The sequence below is a fragment of the Paenibacillus sp. SSG-1 genome, from assembly GCF_002224835.1.
Classification (GTDB): domain Bacteria; phylum Bacillota; class Bacilli; order Paenibacillales; family Paenibacillaceae; genus Paenibacillus_AQ; species Paenibacillus_AQ favisporus.
The window spans coordinates 3,957,299-3,981,729 of sequence record NZ_MBRK01000001.1; the positions used below are offsets into that span (position 1 = coordinate 3,957,299).

Annotated in this window: 21 protein-coding genes; 4 read left to right on the plus strand and 17 right to left on the minus strand. The window is 55.6% G+C overall.

All coding sequences use genetic code 11. From position 1 onward, the window contains the following. Positions 1 to 129: 129 nt before the first annotated feature. Positions 130 to 969 carry a diaminopimelate epimerase gene (gene dapF / locus BCV73_RS18365; RefSeq protein WP_089548143.1) on the minus strand — a complete coding sequence of 280 codons (840 nt, stop codon included), beginning with the start codon at positions 967 to 969 and terminating at the stop codon, positions 130 to 132. 79 nt (positions 970 to 1,048) lie between these two features. After that, entirely contained in the window at positions 1,049 to 3,844 is a 2,796-nt protein-coding gene (locus BCV73_RS18370; RefSeq protein ID WP_089548144.1) for a calcium-translocating P-type ATPase, SERCA-type, read from the minus strand. Positions 3,845 to 4,034: 190 nt separating this feature from the next. Between BCV73_RS18370 and BCV73_RS18375 the strand changes: the two genes are divergently transcribed. Next, a complete protein-coding gene (locus BCV73_RS18375; RefSeq protein WP_089548145.1) occupies positions 4,035 to 5,792 on the plus strand; it encodes an Rqc2 family fibronectin-binding protein in 1,758 nt (585 codons plus the stop codon). Positions 5,793 to 5,960: 168 nt separating this feature from the next. Here BCV73_RS18375 and thrS read toward each other — a convergent pair whose 3' ends face one another. The 9 genes from thrS to BCV73_RS18420 form a co-directional block, all read right to left on the minus strand. After that, a complete protein-coding gene (gene thrS / locus BCV73_RS18380; protein ID WP_089550312.1) occupies positions 5,961 to 7,877 on the minus strand; it encodes a threonine--tRNA ligase in 1,917 nt (638 codons plus the stop codon). 438 nt (positions 7,878 to 8,315) lie between these two features. Further along, complete coding sequence (locus BCV73_RS18385) at positions 8,316 to 9,176, minus strand: PHP domain-containing protein (protein WP_089548146.1); 861 nt, start codon at positions 9,174 to 9,176, stop codon at positions 8,316 to 8,318. A gap of 59 nt (positions 9,177 to 9,235) precedes the next feature. Next, complete coding sequence (locus BCV73_RS18390) at positions 9,236 to 10,141, minus strand: selenium metabolism-associated LysR family transcriptional regulator (protein WP_089548147.1); 906 nt, start codon at positions 10,139 to 10,141, stop codon at positions 9,236 to 9,238. A 171-nt stretch (positions 10,142 to 10,312) separates the two neighbouring features. Further along, positions 10,313 to 10,750, minus strand: a complete 438-nt coding sequence (locus tag BCV73_RS18395) for a hypothetical protein (RefSeq protein ID WP_076169925.1) — start codon at positions 10,748 to 10,750, stop codon at positions 10,313 to 10,315. A 314-nt stretch (positions 10,751 to 11,064) separates the two neighbouring features. Next, positions 11,065 to 11,328 carry a YlbG family protein gene (locus BCV73_RS18400; protein ID WP_076169924.1) on the minus strand — a complete coding sequence of 88 codons (264 nt, stop codon included), beginning with the start codon at positions 11,326 to 11,328 and terminating at the stop codon, positions 11,065 to 11,067. Between the two features lie 35 nt (positions 11,329 to 11,363). Continuing rightward, complete coding sequence (locus BCV73_RS18405; protein WP_076170160.1) at positions 11,364 to 11,801, minus strand: YlbF/YmcA family competence regulator; 438 nt, start codon at positions 11,799 to 11,801, stop codon at positions 11,364 to 11,366. A gap of 114 nt (positions 11,802 to 11,915) precedes the next feature. Then, a complete protein-coding gene (locus tag BCV73_RS18410; RefSeq protein ID WP_089548148.1) occupies positions 11,916 to 13,829 on the minus strand; it encodes a helicase-associated domain-containing protein in 1,914 nt (637 codons plus the stop codon). Continuing rightward, positions 13,826 to 15,589, minus strand: coding sequence for a DNA repair helicase XPB (locus tag BCV73_RS18415; RefSeq protein ID WP_089548149.1), 1,764 nt, complete (start codon positions 15,587 to 15,589; stop codon positions 13,826 to 13,828). The genes BCV73_RS18410 and BCV73_RS18415 overlap by 4 nt, the downstream gene beginning before the upstream one ends. A 183-nt stretch (positions 15,590 to 15,772) precedes the next feature. Then, positions 15,773 to 16,948, minus strand: a complete 1,176-nt coding sequence (locus BCV73_RS18420; RefSeq protein ID WP_076169922.1) for a M20 family metallopeptidase — start codon at positions 16,946 to 16,948, stop codon at positions 15,773 to 15,775. A gap of 206 nt (positions 16,949 to 17,154) precedes the next feature. On the opposite strand from BCV73_RS18420, the gene BCV73_RS18425 reads away from it, so the two are divergent. Then, the gene (locus BCV73_RS18425; RefSeq protein ID WP_076169921.1) at positions 17,155 to 17,502 is read left to right on the plus strand and encodes a YugN family protein; all 348 of its coding nucleotides are present in this window, start codon (positions 17,155 to 17,157) and stop codon (positions 17,500 to 17,502) included. Between the two features lie 11 nt (positions 17,503 to 17,513). Beyond that, the gene (ftsW, locus tag BCV73_RS18430; protein ID WP_089548150.1) at positions 17,514 to 18,773 is read left to right on the plus strand and encodes a putative lipid II flippase FtsW; all 1,260 of its coding nucleotides are present in this window, start codon (positions 17,514 to 17,516) and stop codon (positions 18,771 to 18,773) included. Positions 18,774 to 18,862: 89 nt separating this feature from the next. Here ftsW and BCV73_RS18435 read toward each other — a convergent pair whose 3' ends face one another. Then, the gene (locus BCV73_RS18435) at positions 18,863 to 19,249 is read right to left on the minus strand and encodes an Asp23/Gls24 family envelope stress response protein (protein ID WP_076169919.1); all 387 of its coding nucleotides are present in this window, start codon (positions 19,247 to 19,249) and stop codon (positions 18,863 to 18,865) included. A gap of 152 nt (positions 19,250 to 19,401) precedes the next feature. On the opposite strand from BCV73_RS18435, the gene cax reads away from it, so the two are divergent. After that, positions 19,402 to 20,475, plus strand: coding sequence for a calcium/proton exchanger (gene cax, locus BCV73_RS18440; RefSeq protein WP_076169918.1), 1,074 nt, complete (start codon positions 19,402 to 19,404; stop codon positions 20,473 to 20,475). A 215-nt stretch (positions 20,476 to 20,690) separates the two neighbouring features. Here cax and BCV73_RS18445 read toward each other — a convergent pair whose 3' ends face one another. From BCV73_RS18445 to BCV73_RS18465, 5 genes are all read right to left on the minus strand, one after another. After that, on the minus strand, positions 20,691 to 20,981 hold the full coding sequence (locus BCV73_RS18445) for an Fpa/YlaN family protein (RefSeq protein ID WP_076169917.1): 291 nt from the start codon (positions 20,979 to 20,981) through the stop codon (positions 20,691 to 20,693). A gap of 308 nt (positions 20,982 to 21,289) precedes the next feature. Next, positions 21,290 to 21,535 (minus strand): HPr family phosphocarrier protein, encoded by a 246-nt coding sequence (locus tag BCV73_RS18450; protein ID WP_076169916.1) that lies wholly within the window; start codon positions 21,533 to 21,535, stop codon positions 21,290 to 21,292. A gap of 144 nt (positions 21,536 to 21,679) precedes the next feature. Then, positions 21,680 to 22,795 (minus strand): aminopeptidase, encoded by a 1,116-nt coding sequence (locus BCV73_RS18455; RefSeq protein WP_076169915.1) that lies wholly within the window; start codon positions 22,793 to 22,795, stop codon positions 21,680 to 21,682. A gap of 207 nt (positions 22,796 to 23,002) precedes the next feature. Continuing rightward, complete coding sequence (locus tag BCV73_RS18460; RefSeq protein ID WP_218828156.1) at positions 23,003 to 23,821, minus strand: hypothetical protein; 819 nt, start codon at positions 23,819 to 23,821, stop codon at positions 23,003 to 23,005. Between the two features lie 139 nt (positions 23,822 to 23,960). Next, a partial coding sequence (locus BCV73_RS18465; protein WP_179232150.1) for a GGDEF domain-containing protein occupies positions 23,961 to 24,431 on the minus strand: 471 nt, incomplete at its 5' end.

Below are 24,431 nucleotides of genomic sequence, written 5' to 3' on the forward strand. Positions count from 1 at the left end.
TTATTTTACTAGAGTCGGATTTGGACGATCTGCACCCCCGAGAAGCAGGAAAGCCCGGCGGATCGTATCCGCCGATACGCTCCCCGGGCTATTAAGGTGTTAACGCAGGTTTTTCAAAAGTCCGGGCGATTAAACGTCCTGGATACTTCCCGTATACACGACAGCCGCAGGGCCTGTCATATAGACGTGGTTGTCTTTCTCGCTCCACTCGATGAACAGGTCTCCGCCTTTCAGCCGGATCGATGCCGACCGGTCGGTTAAACCGTTCAGCACGGAGGATACGAGGGTTGCACACGCCCCGGTTCCGCAGGCCAGCGTCGGACCGGCGCCGCGCTCCCAGACGCGCATGTCCACGGTACCGCGGTCCTTCACGGTCGCGAATTCGACGTTCACCTTTTTCGGGAATACCGGGTGCACTTCCAGCTTTGGTCCCCAGGTGGCGAGGTCGAAGTTCACCGCATCGTCCACGTAAATGACACAGTGCGGATTGCCCATCGACACGGCCGTAAACCGGAACTGCCGGCCGTCAGCCTCGATCGGCGCATCCACGACCGGGTTCGCGTCAATCGTCGTCGGTACGCTCAATCCGTCGAGCACGGGCTCGCCCATATCCACCGTGACGGTGGCGGCCAGGCCGTTGTCCACATGGATCGTTACCGGCTGCACGCCGGCTCCAAGCGTTTCGATCGTAATTTGCTCACTGCTGACATAGCCGTGGTCGTACACGTATTTTGCCACGCAGCGGATGGCGTTGCCGCACTGCTCCGCTTCCGAGCCGTCCGAGTTGATGATGCGCATGCGGAAATCCGCCTTCTCCGACGGCAAAATATATACCAGTCCGTCCGCTCCGATGCCGAAATAGCGGTCGCACCATTTCAAGGCGAGCTCTGCCGCGTTGTCCGGCAGAGCCTTCTCGCCGTAGATAACGATAAAGTCGTTCCCGAGTCCGTGCATTTTTGTAAATTCCATGGATGGTGCCACTCCTTTGTTATGCTAGCTTTTTACTGTCCACTAGCATACCTCAAAGGACCGGGCCGTGCTATTGACTTTATGCAGAAATGTTTGTACTTTTCGCCACGAGGCGGCCGCTTCCCCGCCGCTTGTTGCGTCTTCCGCCCCATACGCTGCCGATGCCCATCAAGAAGGTAGGCACGCCGGCGCCGACGATCGTAATGCACCATTCGCGGAAGCCGAGCGGCACGGTTTTAAAGATCGGCTGAAGCGGCTCGATGTACATGACGCCGAGCATGAGCAGGACCGAGGACAGCACCGCCAGCACCAGGTACTTGTTTTGCAGCGGGTTGCGGTGGAAGATCGATCTGGAGCTCCGGCAGTCGAACACGTGGATGAGCTGGGCCATAACGAGCGTGGCGAAAGCTACCGATTGGGCTTTGGTGACCTGAGCGGCGTTGTGCGGATCCACGCGGAGAGTGAGCCAGAACGCGCCGAGCGTGCACAGACCGATCAGGAAGCCGCGGCTGATGATTTTCCATCCCAGCCGGCGGGCGAATATATTTTCTTTGGCCCCGCGCGGCTTGTGCTCCATGAGGTCCTTCTCCGGCTGATCCACGCCCAGAGCCATCGCCGGCAGGCCGTCGGTCACGAGGTTGACCCACAAAATCTGGATCGGCAGCAGCGGCAGCGGCAGGGCGAGCATCATCGCAAAGAACATCGTCAAGATTTCGCCGACGTTCGATGCAAGCAAATACCGGATGAATTTGCGGATATTCTCATAGATGCTCCGGCCTTCCTCGATTGCCGCCACGATCGTCGAGAAGTTGTCGTCGCTCAGGATGAGCGCCGATGCTTCCTTGGTGACGTCGGTACCGGTAATGCCCATGGCAATGCCGATGTCCGCCGCCTTGATGGCAGGCGCATCGTTGACGCCGTCGCCGGTCATGGCGACGACATGGCCTTTGCGCTGCAGTGATTTGACGATGCGCAGCTTATGTTCAGGAGATACGCGCGAGTACACGTACACGTTGTCGACCTTCGCATCGAGCTCCTGGTCGTCGATCTGCGACAGCTCCCGGCCGGACATGGCTTCGCCTCCGCGCGGCATAATGCCAAGCTGCTGGGCGATCGCCTCGGCAGTCGTGCCATGGTCGCCGGTGATCATCACCGTCTTGATGCCCGCGCGGCGGCAGGTGCTGATCGCATCGCGCACTTCGCGGCGCGGCGGATCGATCATGCCGGCGAGGCCGACGAAGACGAGCTGGCTCTCGGCGTCCGCTTCGCTGTCCAGTGAATCATGCGGGCGCAGGTCGCGGTATGCCGTCCCCAGCACGCGAAGCGCGGAGGAAGCCATCTCTTCGTTGGCGGCAAGCACCTTCTGCCGGAGCGTGCCGGTAAACGGCACAACGTTGCCTTCCCACAATATATAAGTGCACTGGTTCAACAGCACGTCAGGCGCGCCCTTAGTGCATAAAATTTTACCGCCCTGGTGGCTCACCACGACCGACATCAGCTTCCGTTCGGAATCAAACGGAAATTCCTTATCCCGCTGATACAGTGCCGACAAGGACTGCGTCGTCATCCCCATTTTGGAAGCGAGGGTAATGAGCGCCCCTTCGGTCGGATCCCCTTTCAGCTCCCATACCGGGCCTTGAGGCTCATCCTTGCCTTTGCGCTTGCCGTGCGACTCCGGAGCCGCCGTTTCGTAAATTTCCGCATTGTTGCACAGCGCGCTGATCTGGAGCAGCCTGCGCAGCCCCTGGTCGTTCTTCACGTCGACCGGCTTCTTCTCTTCGAGGATTTGTCCGGTTGGCGCATAACCGTCGCCGGTGACCTCCAGGCTTCTTCCCCCGACCCATACGCGAGTAACGGTCATTTTGTTCTGCGTCAGCGTTCCGGTTTTATCGGAGCAGATAACCGATGCGCAGCCCAGCGTTTCGACCGACGGCAGCTTGCGCACGATCGCTTTCCGCTTGATCATCCGCTGCACGCCGAGCGCCAGCGCCACGGTCACGATGGCAGGCAGTCCTTCGGGAATCGCCGCTACGGCCAGGCTGACGCCGGCCAGGAACATGCCGACGGCAGGCTGTCCATGCAAAATTCCGGCAACGACGACCATGACCGTAAGCCCCAGCGACAGGATGATGAGCATTTTGCCGAGCTGCTCCAGGCGGTGCTGAAGCGGCGTTTCCTGCGAGTCTGTATTCTGGATCAGATCGGCGATTTTCCCCATTTCCGTATCCATGCCAGTGCGTACGACAACGCCTTTGGCGGTCCCCCGCGTCATCATGGTTCCCATGAAGCCGGTGTTCTTCTGATCGCCCAGGGGCACGTCCGCTTCTTGAATAGGCTTGGCATGCTTGCCTACCGGCACCGATTCCCCGGTCAGCGCGGATTCTTCAATGTAACAGCTGCTCGTTTCCAGCCAGCGGACATCGGCGGGCACACGGTCCCCGCTTTCCAGCAGAACAACGTCCCCGGGAACGAGCATTTTGGCCGGCACCTGAACTACCTTGCCTCCGCGAAGCACCTTCGCTCCCGGAGCGGACAGCTGCTTCAGCGCGCGCAGGGAGCGTTCCGCTTTGAACTCCTGGATGAAGCCGAGGACCCCGTTCAGCAGAATGATGGCGATAATGGTGATGGCGTCCAGGTATTCGCCGAGGAGGCCCGAAACCAGCGTTGCCCCCATCAGCACCAGCACCATGAAATCTTTAAATTGGTTCAAAAATAAGGCCAAAGGAGAAATACGCTTTCCTTCCGAAAGCTCGTTCCATCCGTTTTTCTTCCGTCTTTCCTCCGCCTCTTCTTCCGAAAGGCCCTGATGCGGGTGAACGCCGAGGACATGCTGCAGTTCTTCCGCGTCCAACTGATGCCATTTTTTTTGTTCCATAGCTTCCCTTTCCCTCCCGGTCTTTGTGCGCTGCGGGTGTTCAACAGCTTTTCCACCTGTTCTATCGTAAATGTATTCGGACAGGGCCTAAAATATCACAAGCCTGGCCTCTTAAGTTTTTGGCCAAACTATGGCATCATAGTATGGAGGCAATCGTAACCAAGTACAGCGTAAAGATGGGAGATACACTATGGCATTAGATGGAATCGTAACGCGGGCCCTTGTCCATGAGCTGCAAAGCATTCAGGGCGCCCGGATCAGTAAAATATACCAGCCCAACGATCACGACCTGCTCTTTCACCTCCGGACCCGGGAGGGCAACGCCAAGCTGCTGCTGTCAGCCAACCCGACGTATCCGCGGGTGCACTTCACCGAACGAAGCTTTCTGAATCCGCAGGAGGCGCCGATGTTCTGCATGCTGCTGCGCAAGCACTGCGAAGGAGGCATCATCGAAAACATCCGGCAGGTTGGAATGGAGCGGATCATTCATATTACCGTCAGACAGCGGGATGAGCTGGGGGATGTGTCCTCAAAGCAGCTCATCATCGAATTGATGGGCCGGCACAGCAACATTATTTTGTCAGACCCTTCGAGCGGGACGATTCTGGACGGCATCCACCATGTCACCCCGAGCATCAGCAGCTACCGAGTCGTCATGCCGGGCTTTTCCTATACGGAGCCTCCGCAGCAGCATAAGCTGAATCCGCTTGAGGTTACAGGAGAGCTATTTGCACAAAAATATACCGAGGAAGCGGATGCCGAACCGATCTCGTGGATCGTGGATACGTTCAGCGGCGTAAGCCCGCTGGTTGCGCAGGAGATCGTGCACCGCGCCGGCCTTCAGTCCTACTCGGAAGAAGGGCCCGAAGCTGGCGAAGCACGCCGAAGCGCCCTATGGAACGCCTTTACCGGGCTGATGGACAGCGTCAGACAGCAGGCGTACCAGCCGATGTCAGGGGCGAACGCCAAGGGGAAAATGGTTTTTTCCGCCGTCGAGCTGACGATGATTCAGGAAGAGGTCAAACGCTATGAATCCATCAGCACATGCATGGAGGATTATTACGGTGAAAAAGCCGAGCGCGACACCGTCAAGCAAAAAACGAGCGATCTGCTGCGTTTCCTGCACAATGAGCGCGCCAAAAACATTAAAAAGCTGGACCACCTGCACGCCGATCTGGAGGAAGCCGCCGATGCGGACCAATACCGGATTTACGGCGAGCTGCTGTTTGCCTCCCTGCATACGATTGCAAAGGGGGACAAGGAAGCGGTGCTGACCAACTTCTATGACGAGGAACAGAAGGAAGTGGCCATTCCGCTGGACCCGCTGCTCAGCCCTTCCGATAACGCACAGCGGTATTTCAAGAAATATAATAAGTACAAAAACAGTCTGGCCGTCATCGACGAGCAGCTTGCTATAACGAAGGAAGAGATCCGCTACATGGACGACCTGCTCCAACAGCTGGCCCATGCATCCATGAACGATATCGACGAAATCCGTGAGGAGCTCGTTCTGCAGGGATATCTCCGCGACCGCAGCAAAAAAACGCGCAAAAAGAAGAAAAACGACCGCCCTACGCTGCATGTGTTCACATCATCCGAGGGCATCGAAATTTACGTAGGTAAAAACAACCTGCAGAACGAATACGTGACCAACAAGCTGGCCAGCGGCAGTGATACGTGGCTGCACACCAAGGATATCCCCGGGTCCCACGTCGTCATCCGCAGCAGCCAGTTCGGGGACCAGACCCTGGAGGAAGCCGCCCAATTGGCCGCTTACTTCAGCCAGGCCAAGGAATCCAGCAGTGTACCGGTCGACTGCACCCTCATCCGCCATGTGCATAAGCCGAGCGGCGCCAAACCGGGCTTTGTCATTTATGATCACCAGCGGACGCTGATCGTCACGCCTGACGAGGAATTGATCAAGTCGCTTCCGAGCGTCATTAAATAATCATACAAAGCTTTAGATTTCTAAATATAGAAAGAAGACGTTTGAGCCGTGCTCAATGAACGTCCGTAAGCTTTAACGCCCATAATAGAAAAGGCTATATCCTCCGTTCCTGAGAGCGGGTGGGATACAGCCTTTTTTGATGTCTTCCTGATTTAATGTCTGTCCGGTTTATTTCTCCCGGATTTCCCGGTTTAGTCGCTCGATGATATCCGGCAGCTTCTGCATGCCAAGATCCCCTTCGCCCCGCTTGCGGACCGCCGCTGCACCCGCCTCCTGCTCGCTCTTGCCGACGACGAGCACGTACGGCACTTTTTCCAGCTCGGCTTCGCGGATTTTATAGCCCAGCTTCTCGTTTTTGGCGCTGACCTCAACCCGAATGCCCTCTTTCGCAAGCGACTGCTTAACCTGATAAGCATAATCCAGATCGTGCTCGGATACCGGGACGACCTTGGCCTGGACCGGTGCCAGCCACAGCGGAAAAGCTCCCGAGTAATGCTCCGTCAGAATGCCGATGAAACGGTCGATGGAGCCGTAGACGGCGCGGTGAATGATGACCGGGCGATGCTTCTGGTTGTATTCACCGACATAGCTGAGACCAAACTTCTCCGGCATTTGAAAATCGAGCTGGATCGTCCCGCACTGCCAGCTGCGCTTCAGAGCATCGAGAATATGAAAATCGATTTTCGGACCGTAGAAAGCTCCGTCCCCCTCGTTCAGGCGGTATTCGATCCCCCTCCGCTCGAGCACGCTGCGCAGCGACTGCTCGGCCTGCTCCCACAGCTCATCCGAGCCCATGGAATCCTCCGGCCGCGTCGACAGTTCGATCCGGTATGAGAAGCCGAATATGGCGTACATATGGTCGATCAGGTCGATGACGCCGGCAATTTCCTCCTCGATTTGGTCAGGTCTGACAAAGAGGTGAGCGTCATCCTGGCAAAACGTCCGCACACGCATCATGCCGCTCAGCGCGCCCGAATATTCGTGGCGGTGAACCTGTCCGAACTCGGCCAGCCGGATCGGCAGCTCGCGGTAGGAGCGGAGGCCGCTCTTGAAAATCAGCATATGCCCAGGGCAGTTCATCGGCTTCAGCGCATATTCCGTCTCGTCCACCTGGGTAAAATACATGTTGTCCTTGTAGTGATCCCAGTGCCCGGATTCCTCCCACATCCGCTTGTTCATCATAAGCGGCGTGCGGACCTCTTCATATCCTCTAGCGGCGTTCAGCTCACGCTCCAGCTTCTCCAGCTCGTTGCGGATGGTCATGCCTTTAGGGAGGTAAAACGGCATGCCCGGCGCTTCCTCCGAAAACAGGAACAACCCCTGCTCCTTGCCCAGCTTGCGATGGTCGCGTTTCTTCGCTTCCTCGAGCATGTGAAGATGCTCGTCAAGCTGCGCCTTCTTGGGGAAGGCGGTGCCGTAAATCCGCTGCAGCATCTTGTTGTCCGAGCTTCCGCGCCAATAGGCTCCGGCTACGCTCAGCAGCTTGAACGCTTTGATTTTACCCGTGGAAGGAAGGTGCGGTCCTCGGCACAGGTCCACAAACTCTCCCTGCTCGTAAATCGAAATTTCGGCGTCCTCGGGCAGGTCCCGGATAATCTCAAGCTTCAGCGGCTCCTGCAGCTGCGCGAACAGGTCCAGCGCTTCCTTCCGGCTGACCGCCTTCCGCCGTATCGGCAGATCCTCTTCCGCAATCCGCTTCATTTCCCGTTCGATCCGGGATAAATCATCGCTCGTCAGCGGGCTTGGAAGATCCATGTCGTAATAAAATCCGTCCTCGATGACCGGCCCGATCCCCAGCTTGACGGAAGATGCTCCGAATAAACGCTTCACAGCCTGCGCCAATAAATGCGCTGTGCTGTGCCGGTACACCCCGATCCCTTCCGGACTGTCCACCGTCACGATTTCAATGCTGCTGTCCTGCTCCACCAGCGTACTGAGATCCACCAGGATCCCGTCAATTTTGCCTGCTGCGGCATTTTTCACGAGGCTGCTGCTGATCGATTCGGCGATGCTCTCCAGCCGGACGCCTTGCTCGAATGCTCTTACCGAGCCGTCCGGCAGCTTGACTTGTATTTCCTTGTTCATGTTCTTCCCTCCGTCAAATTCGGTCGATTTGGTGAACGCAAAAAAACGCATCTCATCCCAAGGGACGAGTGCGTTCAGCTCGTGGTTCCACCCTAATTCGACCTGCATCCGACGGTTCATCCGAACACGTACATATGCAAAGTCCTTATTAAGCATCCGATATCGGGGATTAACCGGTTCCTTCTACTGCCGCCGCTTGGGACAGCGGGTTCAAAGGGACAGCTGCAAAGGGGTAATTTCTGAACCGGTGTCAGGAGAAGCTTGCACCACTCACTTCTCTCTCTGGGCAGTCCTGGATCGAAATCATGTCTTTGGTCATCGCCTTACAAGTTTGTGTTTGTTGCTTGGTTCAACATTATAGTACGGCCTGCAAGCCCGGCGCAAGCCCAATTTTCCAATTTTGCAAAAAAAGGTTAAAACCCGCCCGGGTACCCATGACTATTTTGTTCCCCGTTGAAGCTGTTCCAATACAGTCACCGGGATTGTACGGCTGCCGATATCGCCATGGAAGACGACGCCCTGCCGTTCCCCGTGAAAATCGGAGCCCGCCGTGACGATCAGCCCATGCTCATCAGCCATCCTCAGGTACCGTTTCTCATCGGCCGGGCCGTGGTCGGAATGGTAGACTTCGATTCCGGCAGGTTTCGCTTCCCTAACAATCCGCTCCACCAGCGCGTCGTCGCCGTAGATCCCCGGATGGGCCAGCACAGGCGTTCCGCCGGCTTCCCGGATCCAGGCGCAGGCATCCGCGGGCGTGATCCGCGGAACGGATACGTAGGCAGGCGCATCCTCGCCCAAAAAGCGGTTAAAGGCGTCCCGCATGTCAGAGGCATAGCCCTTCTTGACCAATACATCGGCCATATGCGGCCGCCCGACGCTTTCATCCGGCTTCAGCTCGCGCCCCAGCCCGGCAATGACCTCCTCGAGCGTGATGGAAATTCCAAGCTGCTGCAGCTTCGCGATCATCTGATCGTTACGCCGTTCCCGGGTCTGTCTCAGCTCGGCGAGATGGTTCAAAAACGGCTCATGTGTTATGTCGATGTAATAGCCCAGAACGTGTATATCCTTGCCGCCGGCACGGGTGCTGATTTCGACGCCGGGAACGACGGTGATGCCGAGCCGCTGCCCGGCTTCCAGTGCTTCCGGAATGCCTCCCACGGTGTCATGGTCGGTAATCGCCACAGCTGCTAGCCCTTTCTCATGAGCTATCCGAACGTTCTCTGCGGGTGGCTGCATACCGTCGGAAGCCGTCGTGTGCGTATGCAGGTCACCGTATTTCTGATCTGCGGACAAGTCCATTCCTCCTTCACTCATTCAGTGTTTTAAGCTGTAATATTCCTTTAACTGTCGGCTTGGCCCTATTCCCCCAGCTGTTCCTGCTGCTGTTTAAGAAAATTCAGAAAGGTCACGGCAGACAGCGGAAGCAGGGTGGATTTCAAATGAATGGCATAAAACTGCCGCTTAAATTCGGCGTCCCGGATCGGAATGATGGTAACCAGGTTCAGTGCGGTTTCATGCTTGACCGAGGCCGGCGACAGCATCGTAATGCCGAAACCGGCCTCGACGGCGGATTTCACCGCTCCCGTGCTGCCAAGCTCCATCGCGGTCTGCAGGCTTTGCGGATCGATCCCCTTGTGGATCAGCACACTTTCCATCACCTGGCGCGTGCCCGACCCTTTTTCCCGCAGCACAAACGGATAGGCAAGCACTTCCTCCAGCTCGACCGATTCCCGTTCCGCCAAGGGATGGCCGATGGGGACGATCAGCTTCAGCTCGTCCTGCATGACGGGATCGATGACCATATCCGGATGGTGGATCGTCGCCTCGATCAGGCCGAAATTCAGCTGATGCTTCGTAATCTCTTCGATGATCTGTGTGGTGTTCATCACTTTCATCATAATGCTGATGTGCGGATACTGCTGTCCAAACGGACCGAGCAGCCGCGGCAGGAAGTATTCGCCGATCGTGAGGCTGGAGCCGAGCTGAAGCCGGTCCTGCAGCATATGGGTATGCGATGCCATCGCATTGTCCGTTTCCTTGACCAGGGCGATGCTCTTTGCCGCATACGGCAAAAGGGTGATCCCCGCTTCGGTCAGCTCGATCTTCTTGGTGGAGCGGATCAGCAGGCGAGTCCCGAAATATTCTTCCAGGGACTGAATCTGCATCGTAACGGCCGGCTGGGTCATGTGCAGCGCGCTCGCCGCCGCCGAGAAGCTCCCACGTTCCGCCACGGTATAAAAAATGTGGAGCTGGTGAAAATTCATGGCATGCTCTCCCCCTCGTCGTTCTTATATTGTATCCGATTCGGCCGTGAACCACCAACGCCGTTTAACATTTCAGCGGCAGATAAAGACTGCGAAACCCGGCACATGAATCAACAAAAATGAGCATGGCTTCCCGGAGGGGGAATCCATGCTCACGCTTACAAAACGCGGTTATTTCCGCTTGCGAGTATTTTTAATCAACGTCATTCTCCGCGAATGGCGCAGCCAGGAATAATAAGACTTCAGGTCCCTCAGTTCGATCGTCTCCGACATTTTGCCAAGGAACGTCACGATAATCATCTTGTGCAGCGGATTTCCGCTGATGTCGGTTTCCCCTTCGATCTCCGCAAATTCCGCGACGACGACAAGATCCTCGTCAATCAGGTAAACGTCCTTCTCATTCCGGTAGTAGGGAGCGATCCGGCCCTGCTTCAGGCACTCCCACATCCATGCGGCTATATCATCTATACTATGGATATCACTATGAATCCGGTCGTTGTACCTTGTCTTCGCATGATGGGTAATGACGATGTCGGCCACCCGCTTATCCCCTAAGGTCACAAAAAAAGGTTCATAGGTGCTCCATCTTTCCATTCCTTTGTCGCGCATGGACTATCACTCTCCACTACATAGGACTTTGTATCTATGTATTTATGCCTATTATATTACATCATTACCACGTTCTTCACAAGCTCCAAACTACGTATCCCGGCATATTTTCATATACATAAAAGAGGACCGACACATCTAGGCAGTCTATATCCGTGCAAATCGGATATTTACTTGATGATGCACAGGCTTTGCCGGCGCTGAAGCCGGAAGCCATGATCTAAAAAAAGAAGCAGCCGAATTCGGCTGCTTCCTGACCATACGATTACTTTCCAGGTGGGATTGAAACTGATGACAGGCAGATGAACCTCCTACTATAAGCCATAAAATCTGGTCTTATCCGTTACGTCGCTCGAATATTCCGTTTTGATCTCGTTGCGGTAGGAGCGTTCGATTTTACGCACATAGGAAAGGCGCCGGATATTTTTGGCTACTTCCTCAGCCCGGTCCGCATTCACGTACATGACGACATAGTGCATCCGGCGAGATATATAGTGAACGGTCCCGTACTTCTCCAAATTCCGCGCTGCCTTGATATCGCTAACCCAAATGATATACCCCGTCCGTTCTGCAAACATGATTTCCCACCTCACTTATACTGGCTCTCTATATTTTACCCGCCGCAGGAGCATTTGCCCCCGCCGCCGCATCCTTTCAGATGCGAATCGTTGCCCGGCACCTTGATCGTATCCGATACGGAATAAGCGATCATTTCGGACATTTGGTGCAGCATGTCATCCAAGTTCTGCTCGGCCAGCTTGAAGCGTCTCACTTCCTCGAACTGCTCCAGCTGCTGCTCCACTGCCTTGACCTCATCCTTGGCACTGTGGTAATTCGGATGGAAATGGCCGAAACGCTGGGTCTCTTCGAAAAGCTCCTTCTTCTTCGCCAGAAGCCGGACCAGCTCCTGTACGGCCGGATTGCTGCCAACCTGCTGCTTCCAATATAAATAATCGGACACCTCAACCGACTGATTGATCATATCGCCTAATTCATAGGCGTTCATCAGCACGGCTGCCATGTCGACCGTGTTGATCTCCGATACGCTCATGAACTTCATCCCAATTCTATAAGAATGTTCTCCTCCGTCTGGAGTAGACTCTTTTATCATATCATAACCTTTGGCCCATAAGAAGAGGTTTGAATGCACTTCCTGCTGATACCCTCAGGTGAAAGAAGGCACAATCAGCCGGATTTGCTCCCAATCCCCCGGTGAGAGCAGAGCCCCGTCCTCATAACCGTCCCGTTCCGGATCAAAGAGAGTTCCTTCCACCGCCCAAGGGTGGCTCCGAATCGCCCGGGGGATGAATTCCAAACGGCTGCCTCCGCGGGATATGAGCACCTTGGTCTGCCATTCCAAGGCCTGTTCCATAATGTGCTGGGCCGTCGTTCCGTGATAGTTCCGGAAATCCTGCGTCCACATTTTCGGAACCTGCCCGTACCCCGGGAACAGGGACTCCGGCTTCGGAATGTCGGAATCCTGCTCGAAATACTGGATATTCCGGCCGCTGTACACGAGACCGCCGGCGGCGGAAAGCCCGGTTTGGCGGAACTTTTCTTCATGGATCCGCTGCCCCGCCAGGTCCGGTGTGGAGTCATGGATCAGCGGATATGCGGAAACGGTCCGGCCGGGTTCAGCGATCGCCTTTAAGGGCGAAAGTCCAGACGAATCCAGAATTTTCCGCACTTCCGGCACCGCGCCAGGGTTCACGAGAAAATGCTTCGGACCGATCCGCTGCAAATGCCCCTTCAGCTTCGGATGCGCTTCGATCCGATCGCTGTCTTCTTCAGCCGAACACGACAGCAGCATGGCTTCCTCAAAGCGGGTCCGGCCGATTTCCCGGCCCCACTGCTCCAAAGCCAGCCTTACGTTCTCCGGAACGCCACCGCTCGAGAAGTTGTCCAGCAGCTGCGTCATTTCGGCCGCGCTCATGCCGTTCTCCACCGCCCGGGCCGTGCTGCTGCGGGTCAAACGGTATATGGACATCCGTTCACTCTGTACCCGCTCCGAGCAGGCAAGCAGCTTCCATCGGATCCGGTACGGCACATCCGGTGGAACGATGACGTCAAAATCCGGCTGAACATAGAAGCGACCCTCTTCCGCCATCTCTCGATCTTCGCCGCCCGAAACCAGAACGAAGGCCGGATCCATGGCCCACCGGAAACAGCAGCGTCCGCTGCCGTCCTCACCGGTATCGCCCCAGCCAAACCCCGCCATCGCCGTCATCCATGCCCGGGCTCCCGCTTCCGAAACGGACCGGGTGAGCAGAACCTCCCGCTCCATCCAATCCAGCATTTTCGTCATATCGTACCAGACGCCGGGTTGGAAAGAAGGATGGCAAAGAAGGTAACGGAAATGCTGCAGCGCCGGTCTGCTCATGCCATATCGGTCCAACACCGCCGGGAGCAGCACCCGGTTCATCTCCTGTTCAGACAGCCCCAGCCACTCGCCGAGCTGCTCTTCTTCCAGCAGAATCCCCTGGCTTTCTTTCACCGCAAGGCCGAGGCACAGCATCATATCGAGCAGCACCGCAGCCACGAGCGGATAGGTTTCAGCATGCGCGTATTGGAGCTGCAGCGCTTCAAGGTCGGAATCTTTCAGGTGCACGGCTTCCAGCAGCTTCTGGATATTTTTCTTATGTACCGTTCCTTTCGCCGTTAAGGGAAGCCCGTGCTCGGCCGCAGCCGCAAGCGCATGCAGCAGATCCAAGGCGAGGCCCGGCTTGGCTTCGCTGATCCGATGCACATTTGAATCCGGGACGGCTTCTGCTTCGGGGGTGAAAAACTGCAGATACAATAGACCCAGGCTTTCCAGGGGAATGTAGTAGAGCTTTTCTCCCCAAGCCTTTTTCACCGCCTGGATCAGGCCGGCTCGTCTCAAGCGGATAAAGGACAACTCGAGCTCCGCACCGCTCCGGCCGCTGCTCTTCACCGTGATCCGGGCATCGTCGCTGAACGGCTGCCCGGCAAAACGGACAATCAGCCGTTTAAGCAGCTCGGCATCCTCCGGAGCCAGCGTACGCAGGATGGACCGGATCGCGGATTCCTGCGGCCGGTCTTCGTTCATTTCAGTGCTCATGGTCGGGATGATGCCTCCTTTAAGTCTGGAATGGGACGGTCCTTCGCAGGACGGGAAGAAGCCCGCTCATGACTGGGCCCAGAACGAAACAGCCCGGGATCCGAATCATATCGGACGGAATACTCGTACCCCTGTTCGACAAGGAACAGCTGGCGGCGGATGGCAAAGTCCTCTTCTTTGCTTTCTTGGGACACCAGGGCGTAAAAATATGCCCGGTTGTTTCCGGTTTTCGGACGCAAAATCCGTCCCAAGCGCTGGGCCTCCTCCTGCCTGGAGCCGAAGCTGCCTGATATTTCAATCGCCACGGAAGCGTCCGGCAGGTCGACGGCGAAATTGGCTACCTTGGAAACGGCCAGCACTCTGATCTCTCCCCGTTTAAAAGACTCGTAGAGCCTTCCGCGTTCCTTGTGCGCCATTCGCCCCGAAATCAGCGGAATGCCCAGCGATTCGGACAGCTGCTTCAGCTGATCGATATACTGGCCGATAATGAGGATGCTCTCCTCTGGATGCTTAGCGAGCAGCCTGCGGACGACCTCGAGCTTGCCGGGATTTTCGGCGGCGATGCGGAACTTCTCCTTGCCCTCCGCATACGCGTATGCTTCACGCAGCTCCGGCTCCATCGCCACCCGGACTTCCGTGCATTCAACCTTCGCAATCCAGCCCATGGACTCCAGCTCCTTCCAGGCCATCTCGTAGCGTTTCGGCCCGATCAGCGAAAACACATCCTGCTCGCAGCCGTCCTCCCGTACGAGCGTAGCGGTCAGTCCCAGCCGGCGGGTCGCCTGGATATCGGCCGTCGCCCGGAATACCGGAGCCGGCAGCAGATGCACCTCATCGTAAATGATGAGCCCCCAGTTCCGTTCGTTAAACAGACGCATATGCTCAAACTCGTCCTCTTTGGAGCGGCGGTGCGTCAAAATTTGATAGGTGGCCACGGTGACCGGGCGCACCTCCTTTTTCTGCCCCGTATACTCCCCAATCTGGGAAGGATCGAGCGTCGTCTTGTCGGTCAGCTCGGCGATCCACTGTCCGACGGAGGTCGCGTTCGACGTCAGAATCAGACACTCGCACTGCTGCTTCTCCAGCACGCCAAGGCCGATGACCGTTTTCCCGGCTCCGCAAGGGAGCACCAGCACCCCGCTGCCTCCGCTCCCAGCCACCCCCTCAAAAGCGTCGGCCGCCGCCTGCTGGTAGTCCCTCAGCGCAAATGAGCCGCCCTGAGCATTCCAGCCCAACTGCAGCGGCTGTCCCTCATGATATCCGGCCAAGTCCAGGACCGGATATCCGAGCCGCATCAGCTCCTGCTTAATCCGTCCGCGGCGGACCGCATCAAGCTCGGCCTGCTCCGGCGCGGCGCGCCGCAGCCCGCTGGCCTGCACGGCGGGGATCGCCAGCACTTCATCCAGCAGCTGCGGGTCGGATGCCGTCAGCCGGAGCTTCCCGGCTTCCGCCTTCCCCGCCTCGATCCGGAGCTTCCCGTATCTGCCCACCAGGCTGCGGATGTCCTGAATTAACGCGGATGGAACCTCCCATCTGGAAATCGAAGCCAGGGCGTCGACGACTTCCTCCGCGGTCCATCCCAGCGAAGCGGCATTCCACAGCGATAACGGAGTGATCCGGTACGTATAAAACGCAGAAGGACTCTTGACCAGCTCTGCAAAATGGGCCAGCTTCCCGCGGGCTTCCTCAAACCCCGGATGTCCGCATTCCAGCAGGACGGTCCGGTCCCGCTGCACGATGCACGCTTTTGTATCGCTCATCAAATCCCCTTCTTTCAATCCGAATGGTTCTTTCAGCCTTCAAACATATGAAAAAGTTCATCTCCTAGAGCGGAAATGAACTTTTCCTCTTCCATTTCAAGTTTTCCCATCGTCCGCCAAAACATTCGTGCCTTCAGGAACCCACTCCTGCAAGACCGGGGAGACTCGGCGGCCCGAGCCTGCCTATTCCCATCCCTGATAGGATTGGGTCATCGTCACCAGCAGCTTGGCGGCGCTCAGCATGGCCGATTCGTCAAAGTCAAACCTTGGATGATGGTGCGGGTAGACGGCCTGAAGCTCTTCGTTGCCTGCGCCCACAAACATAAAGCACCCGGGGATTTCCTGCAAATAATATGCGAAGTCCTCCGCAGGCATAATCTTCTCGCAGCGCTCCACCTTCGACTCCCCGAACACCTTCGGCGCTTCGCGGAAAAACCTTTCCGTCTCCGCTTCATCATTCACAAGCGGCGGGTAACCCATCAAATATTGAATTTTCGACTCCGCTCCATAAGTCTGCGCCGTAAGTCGGGTTATTTCTTCGATCCGTTCGCGGATAAATTGGCGCGTCTCCTCATCAAAAGTCCGTACGGTCCCGGTAATCCGGCACGATTCGGCAATGACGTTCTGCGCGCTTCCGCCCTGGATCGTTCCGATCGTAACGACCGCCGGCCGAAGCGGGTTGACCGAACGGCTGACGATGCTCTGCAGCTGCATGACCAGCGCCGATCCGGCCACCACGCTGTCCACCGTCACGTGCGGCATGCCACCGTGGCCGCCTTTACCGATGATATCGATAAAGAACTCATCCGCTGCCGCCATCATCGGCCCCGGCGTGCTGGCCGCGGTTCCTGCCGGGAACGGCGTCCATAAGTGCACGCCGTACACCGCGTCTGCCCCCTCCAGAACGCCGGCCTCGATCATCCCCTTGGCTCCGCCCGGACATACCTCCTCCGCCGGTTGAAATACGAACCGGATCTCTCCGGGAAGATCTTCCTTCCGGGCGCTGAAGTATGTCGCCACCGCCAGCAGGATCGACGTATGCCCGTCGTGACCGCAAGCATGCATGACGCCCGGAACTTCGGACGAATAATCGCACGACTTTTCATCCTGGATCGGAAGCGCGTCCATGTCCGCCCGCAGCACGACCGTTTTCCCCGGCTTGCTTCCTTTTAATACGCCGACTACCCCGTATCCGCCGCCAAACCGCGTCCGGACGTCGATCCCCAGCTCCCGCAGCCTGTCCGCCACGAACGCCGACGTCTTCTCCTCGTGGTAAGACAGCTCCGGATGCCGGTGCAGATACCGTCTCCACTCCACCATTTGCGGCTGCAGCTTGCTCAGCAATGCTTCTTCTTTCATATGTATCCGTCCTCTCGCCATAGAATGGATGTTAAGTTGCCGATATGTCATCCCACATCGCGGTTGTGAACCCTTTTTTCTATTGTAGCAGAAACGCTTAAGATGGGGTATCGCCCCAATACTGCCAAGGCTTGCACAAGTGTTTAAAACATAATATCATGAGTAAAGAACTTTACAGGCAACCAATAGAGGAGGATTTAGTAACCATGATTTTTGAAAATACGGGACTGGACGGCATCAAAGCCGACCTGGCGTTTATGGACGAAGTAGCCGAGAAAGTAGGCTTTGTCCGCTGGCAGTGGGAATACTACCGCGCTACATATGACTATAAGATCGAAGATAAAAACACCAATTCGGAGTATTTCGTACGGATCAACACCCGTGCGGTGGAGGGCAAGCTGGAACACCCAAGCGCTGTGCTGCAAATTGAAGCCGTGTACATGGGCAAAGCAACCTTCCCTCACGGGCTGGAATACGAATCTCCGATTCCGTCGTCCATCATGGGGATTGCAACCAAGAAGCTTCAGCAGTTTAAAGCCGCTCTGGAAGCCTAGTCAGGTCTCTTATGAGAGAAGAAAAACCCCAACAAACCAAGAGAGGGACGCCGGATTTCCAACTGCTCATCCTTACCTTGCTGTTGGTTGGTTTTGGGCTGGTCATGGTATTCAGCGCCAGTTCGAGCTTGGCCATCGCCAGTGAGAAGTTTCACTACGACTCACTGTACTTTACTAAGAGGCAGTTCGTATGGGCAGTTCTGGGCACTGTCGCCATGTTCGTCGCGATGAACATTCCTTATTCCAGGTACAAGAAGCTGTTTGCCCCGCTGTTTATTGTGACAGTCATTATGCTAGTGCTGGTACTTTTCATAGGGAAAAGCCTAAACGGTGCCCGAAGCTGGTTCGGTGTCGGATCTCTCGGTATCCAGCCGACAGAAATCGCGAAGATCGCGATCATCCTGTACCTTTCCGCTTTGATCAGCAAAAAAGGGGAGCGCTTCCGCGACCTGCGGACAGGCTATATCCCGGTCATGGTTATTGTCGGCTTCGTCGCTGGGCTCATCATGATGCAGCCGGACCTCGGCTCCTGCCTCATTCTGGTGGCCACGAGCGCCCTGATCATCTATGCCGGCGGCGCGAGCCTCAAGCATATGATAGGGTCAGCCCTGCTGCTGATCCTCGGTGCAAGCCTCGTGCTCGGAGCTAACGCCCTGATCAAGTCGGTGTCCCATAGCGGGGAGCAGGCAGTGCAATCGAGCAACTATAAGCTCGGCCGGATTAACGCCTTCTTGGACCCGACTAAGGATCCTCAGGGGGAGGGCTACAATCTGCTGCAGTCGCTGACCGCTATCGGTGAAGGGCAGTTGACCGGAGCCGGATTCGGCAAAAGCGTCCAGAAGCTTCATTATTTGCCTAATCCCTATAACGACTTTATCTTCTCCGTCATCGGCGAAGAGTTCGGATTTATCGGAACGTCGATCTTCCTGATCGTCTATATTTACTTCATCTGGCGCGGAATCATCATCGCGCTGAGGTGCCCCGATCCGTTCGGAACGCTTGTCGGCATCGGGATTATGGGCTTGATTGCCATCCAGGCGTTCATCAACATCGGAGGCGTCACCCAAACGATCCCGCTGACCGGGGTAACCCTGCCGTTCATCAGTTACGGAGGAACTTCCCTGCTGATCATGATGGCGAGCATGGGGATCATGCTCAGCATCTCGCGGATCAGTACGCTGCCGTCGAAGCAGGAACAGGTGAAGTCGGTGACCGTCAAGAAACCGTCGGTCGCCGTCTCCTCCCGCAATCAGACGCGCCGCTTTAACTGAACCTTCAGGGGATACCCTGAAGCGACTCATACCAAAAAGACTAGAGGACGCCTAAGTCCCCTAGTCTTTTTTTCGTCTTATTCGTGTGCTTATTTGGTGCGCGTAGGTACCTCTTCAATCATGTCATCTTTAAAAGCGACGCCTTCCACTTTCACGTTCACTTCGACCACACGCAGACCGGTCATGCTTTCGACAGCTTCACGCACGTTTTGCTGAAGCATGCGGGATACTTCGTGAATCGGGGTTTCGTACAGCACGATGATTCGCAGGTCAATGGCCGCTTCCAGCTGGCCAACCTCCACCGTGACACCCTTCTGCACGTTTTTTCCGCTCAGGCGCTTGGCCCATCCTTCCGACAAACCACCCGACATAGCTGCGATCCCTGGTGTTTCGAGTGCGGCCAGTCCGGCGATTTTCGCTACGACATCATCTGCAATCCGTATGGTTCCATTCTCTAGTTGGAGTTGTTCCGACATGCTCCATCCTCCTTTACATCCATTATCCGTTATTGTAAATCCTAACAGGCCCAAAAAGCAAATCCCAAGCCCTGCCGATTTGTTTACAACCTTATGCAATTTGGGTATATTGAATAAGAATCGAACTTACATAAGGCAAGAGGTGTCAAAAATTGAAAAAATGGATCAGCCCCACCCTGCTCATCGCCTTCTTTATCCTTAGTGCTGTGGGACATTTCGCAGGCTGGGACGCAACGCTGCAGTTTATTCTGTCCGCGATTTCTGTCATCTTTGTGGCCGGATTTTTGGGCAAAGCGACGGAGAACGTATCGCATTATGCCGGACAGCGGCTCGGTGGATTCCTGAACGCCACCTTCGGTAACGCAGCGGAGCTGATTATCGCCATCTTCCTCGTGAAGGAAGGCTTGTTCGACATGGTCAAAGCCAGTCTGACCGGCTCGGTAATCGGAAACTTGCTGCTGGTACTGGGACTCAGCATTTTTGCCGGGGGACTGAAGTTTAAAGTTCAGAGCTTCAACGTATCATTGGCGGGTATGAACGGCTCGCTGATGCTCGTCGCCGTGATCGCTCTGATCGTGCCTGCGGTCTTCCTGCGCAGCCATTCCATTACCGGAAGCGATACCCAGCTGCTGAGCCTTATCGTAGCTTGTATCTTAATTGTGGCTTACCTTGCCTGGCTGGTCTTCTCGATGATTACGCACAAGAAATACTTGGCGGATGTCACCGACGAAGAAGATGAAGAGCTGCCTCATGAACGCGAGCCGGAATGGTCCAAGGGCAAATCGATCCTGTATCTCCTTCTGGCGACCGTTATGGTCGCTTTCGTGAGTGAATGGCTGGTAGATACGCTGGAGACCTTTACGACGCGATTTGGGCTTAGTGAGCTGTTCGTAGGTGCGTTCCTCGTGGCCATCATCGGGAATGCGGCAGAGCACAGTGCGGCCGTCATGCTGGCTATGAAGAACAAGATCGGCGCAGCGGTCGAGATCGCCGTAGGCAGCAGCCTGCAGATCGCTTTGTTCGTCGCCCCCGTGCTGGTGCTGGTCAGCTACTTCTTCGGGCCTACCACGATGGACCTGGTGTTTACGACCATAGAGCTGCTTGCGATTGGCGTGTCGGTATTTATCGCCAAGTCTATTATCCAGGATGGCAAAACGAACTGGTATGAAGGTCTGCTGCTGCTGGTCGTATACGTTATTTTGGGCGTATCGTTTTTCTTGGTGTAGCAAGGCAGCTTAAGCTCTTAACCCTGCATAGCAGGGAAACGCAAAAAAGGCATGCGCTCCAGCGGAGTGCATGCCTTTTTATACGTATAAATTTATAAATCTCGGGACCTCCAATGTGAAGGCCAAGCTGCAACTACTCATCATCGTGTGATACAGAAACACAGGTGGTCTGTATTCTGCATCTTATGTAAGCCTGCTTGCGACAGGCTGATGATTTAGGCTTCCCTGTTGTTCAGGGCTTCATAGAGGTTGGCCAGGTTCTTCTCCAGCTCACTGACCAGTTGTTTGCCAGTAAGTTCGGGCACAAGACCGGCACGTACGGCAAAATCAACCTCACGTGAAAATCCGTACATCTGGGTGTCCAGCACTTCCTCATAGAGAGGGCAATAGCGTGTGGCCAGATTCTCCATTTGTACTTCAATAAGCTTCTCTATTTTCTCTGCATCATCTTTCAGCAGATTAATCGCCTTAATATTCAACTGCTCCTGCAGCTCAGATGAAGTCATGCATCTTCCCCCCTATGTCCAAAATCCTACAATTACACCCTTGTATTCTATTCTTAATATTAGACGAAATTGAACACCAATACAAGAACCTGGCCCAGAAAAACGTCCCCGGGAAGCCGAAGGAACAGAAAACTCTGGCCCATCGTCCGCAAAGACCCCGGGTTTCAATGCCAAGCGCGGCGCAAAGGGACTCTAAGGGGAAGGCTGGCGGCGGTGCAAGGTTCTAGAATAACCCCGGTACATATCAAGGTTATGACTTTAAAAAAAGCGCCCTTACTGTTGCCAGCAGGTGCGCTCTTCTTCATCGCTTACTCAGAGACCACGTTGACGTTCAGGCCGTGTTTGGCAAACACTTCCTTCATCGCCGTTTTAGCCTCGTCCGCATCCGGTCCATGAACATGAAGCTCATAGCTTTGGCTGCTTACGAGTGTCGTAAACAGACCGAGGATACTTTTGACATCGATGTACTTGTTTTCCGCTTGAAGTACGATCGAAGAGGTAAATTGGCTTGCCGTTTGGGCGATTTCTACAACAGCTGCGTTGTTACTGGACATAGGATCCCTCCGTAGCTTTTGATATCAAGTATACTATGATTTTACCACTTTTATGATACATTGAATCCGCTTTCTCGCGCAAGGAATTTCTGAAAAGCGCTAAACCGTGGGCCTCACGGGCCGGGTTCCCTTCTTCAGCTATTCTTATTTCAAGTTTTCAGGATTCAGCCCCTGCAGTTCCGGAATGACGAAGATGCCGTCTTTGCGGATCAGCACGTCGTCGAAGTAGATCTCCCCGCCGCCGTAGTCTTCACGCTGAATCAGCACGATATCCCAGTGGATGGAGGAGCGGTTGCCGTTATCCGTTACTTCATAGGCTTGACCCGGGGTGAAGTGGATGCTGCCGGCAATTTTTTCGTCGAACAGAATGTCCTTCATCGGGTGCAAAATGTACGGATTAAACCCGATCGCGAATTCGCCGATATAACGTGCCCCTTCATCCGAGTCCAAAATGTTGTTCAGGCGCTCGGTATCGTTGCTGGTCGCTTCCACGATCTTTCCGTCCTTGAAGGTAAACTTGATATTTTCGAACGAAATGCCGTTGTATACCGTGCTGGTGTTGTAGCTGATCGTGCCGTTGACGGAATCACGTACCGGTGCGCTGTATACCTCGCCGTCCGGAATGTTCTTCTCGCCTGCGCATTTTTCGGCGCCGATTCCCTTGATGGAAAAGCTGAGATCGGTGCCCGGCCCGACGATACGGACCTTGTCCGTCTTTCTCATCAGCTCGGCAAGCGGATCCTGCGCTTTGTCCATCTTGGCGTAATCGAGGTTGCATACGTCAAAATAGAAGTCCTCAAAGGCTTCCGTGCTCATATTGGCCAACTGCGCCATGCTTGGGTTCGGATAACGCAGCACCACCCATTTGGTGTGGTTGACACGCTGCCCGCTATGTACCGGATGATTATAGAGCGAATTGAACAGTTTTACCTTTTCGTCAGGAACGTCGGCCAGATCGTTGACGTTCTCTCCGGCGCGGATGCCGATATAGCAGTCCATCTGCTTCATCCGGTTCAGGTCGATGTCCGCCCATGTCTTGAGCATCTCTTCGCTCGCGTTCATCAGCATCGTACGCTGCACCGATTTGTCGGTTATTTGTACGAACGGACGTCCTCCCCGTTTGCCGACTTCATCAATGACGGCCTTCAGCAGGTCGCGCTCCGAGCCGATCATCTCGACAAGGACGTTCTCCCCCGGCTGTACGTTCACGGAATAACCGACGAGGTTTTCCGCCAGTTTTTGAATTCTAGGATCACGCATTACTTATTTCCTCCCCTTGACATAACCTGTAAGCTATTTATTTGAACAAAGGTTAATTCATTCAGACTTATTGTAGCACGCATGGCAAGTCCCGTCAGCATGAGCCCGCCGGATGCAAGCGGAAAGCCCCAAGTCTGCCGGTCGGATGATGACCAGATGAGCAGCCGCCCGATCGTCCGGTGTGGAACTTGTCGTCACTGGGCAAGCCTAAGGCTGGAATGATACATCATTGACCATCGTCTCCCGCGTCTGCACACCGTCCAGATTGATATAGTCAATCGCGCTCTCGGAGGTCAGACGGACCGGAAATCCGGACTTGCGGTTAATCGTCATATGATAGACCGTGCTGACCTGGGCGTCGTTCAGCATCTGCCGCAGCTGCTTGTCCCCCTGATTCCAGAGCGTCTGCAGCTTTTGCTTTTGCCCGGACTGTGCATGGGTGTATCCCGGCTGCTTGCGGAGACCCTCCATTTCCGATTCAAGCTGCTTCGCCAAAAAGTCCTTTGCGCTGGAGCCTTCCAGTTCGATCCGCAGCACTTTGGTGCCGCGGCCCGCGCTGGACTCCACCTTGATGCTTTTGGGAAGCCCATGAATGCCGTCGAGCTGCTGCAGAGGGTTTAACCGGGTTAATGAAGGAGAGTTATCCTCAGGGTTCGCTTCGCTCGACAGCCTCACCCATCCCCCGTCCTGCCTGCGGAAATTCGTCACCTTTACGGTCTTCCCGGTGATTCCCCGTGCCTGGAGTCCCGTGGTCTGAACCGCCTCCCCAGTAGGGATCACGCTCTCCATGGTCAGCTGGTCGTGCCCCGTGAGCCTGCCGGTGTAAGCAAAGTTCTGCACCTGCCCCTGATCCTGGGCACGAACCGAAGCCAGGCCGCTAAATGAAAACGAATCGATGCCGGCAAGTCCGGTAATCGTCTGGGAAAACCACTCCTCCGGCGATTTCGAGTCCTGAAACATGCCGCAGCCTGTCAAACCGCCGCAAAGGCCGAGCAGCAGCAAGGCGGGAAGTACCATTTTTTTCATCATGGGAAAACTGCCTTTCCGGACAAAATGAACCAAGGTTCATTTTTCGATCATAGGTCCTTTTTGCTTTATAGGCTGTCCCCCGCCCGGCCAGTTCATGCAAAAATAAGGCGCCCCCACCCGAGAGTGAGGCCGCCTGCTACATATCGTTCATGTTTTCCATTTGGATTTGGTTGCGTCCGCTGTTCTTTGCCCTGTAGAGGGCCATATCCGCTCTGTAGAACAAGCTGTCTACACTCACCTGCGGGTCCGTCCAGCACCATTCCGCGATTCCGCTTGAAATCGTTACGGACGGGCTTGTCTCCCGGGCGACCCGGCTTCGGATCACTTCAGCGACTTTGACCGCCTGGTGCACCCCTAGCTGCGGCATATACACAGCCAGCTCTTCCCCGCCCCAGCGTGCAGGCACGTCTTCCTCCCGGATGGAGGATTTCACGATTTCGCTGACCTGCCTGAGAATGTCGTCCCCTTTCTGGTGGCCGTATGTATCGTTAACCTGTTTGAATTCATCAATGTCCACCACGATCAGAGACCCGCAAAAATCGCTCACTTGATACTGCTGAATCATCTTATCGAGGTAATGGCGGGGGGGGGGGGCGGGGGGGAGGGG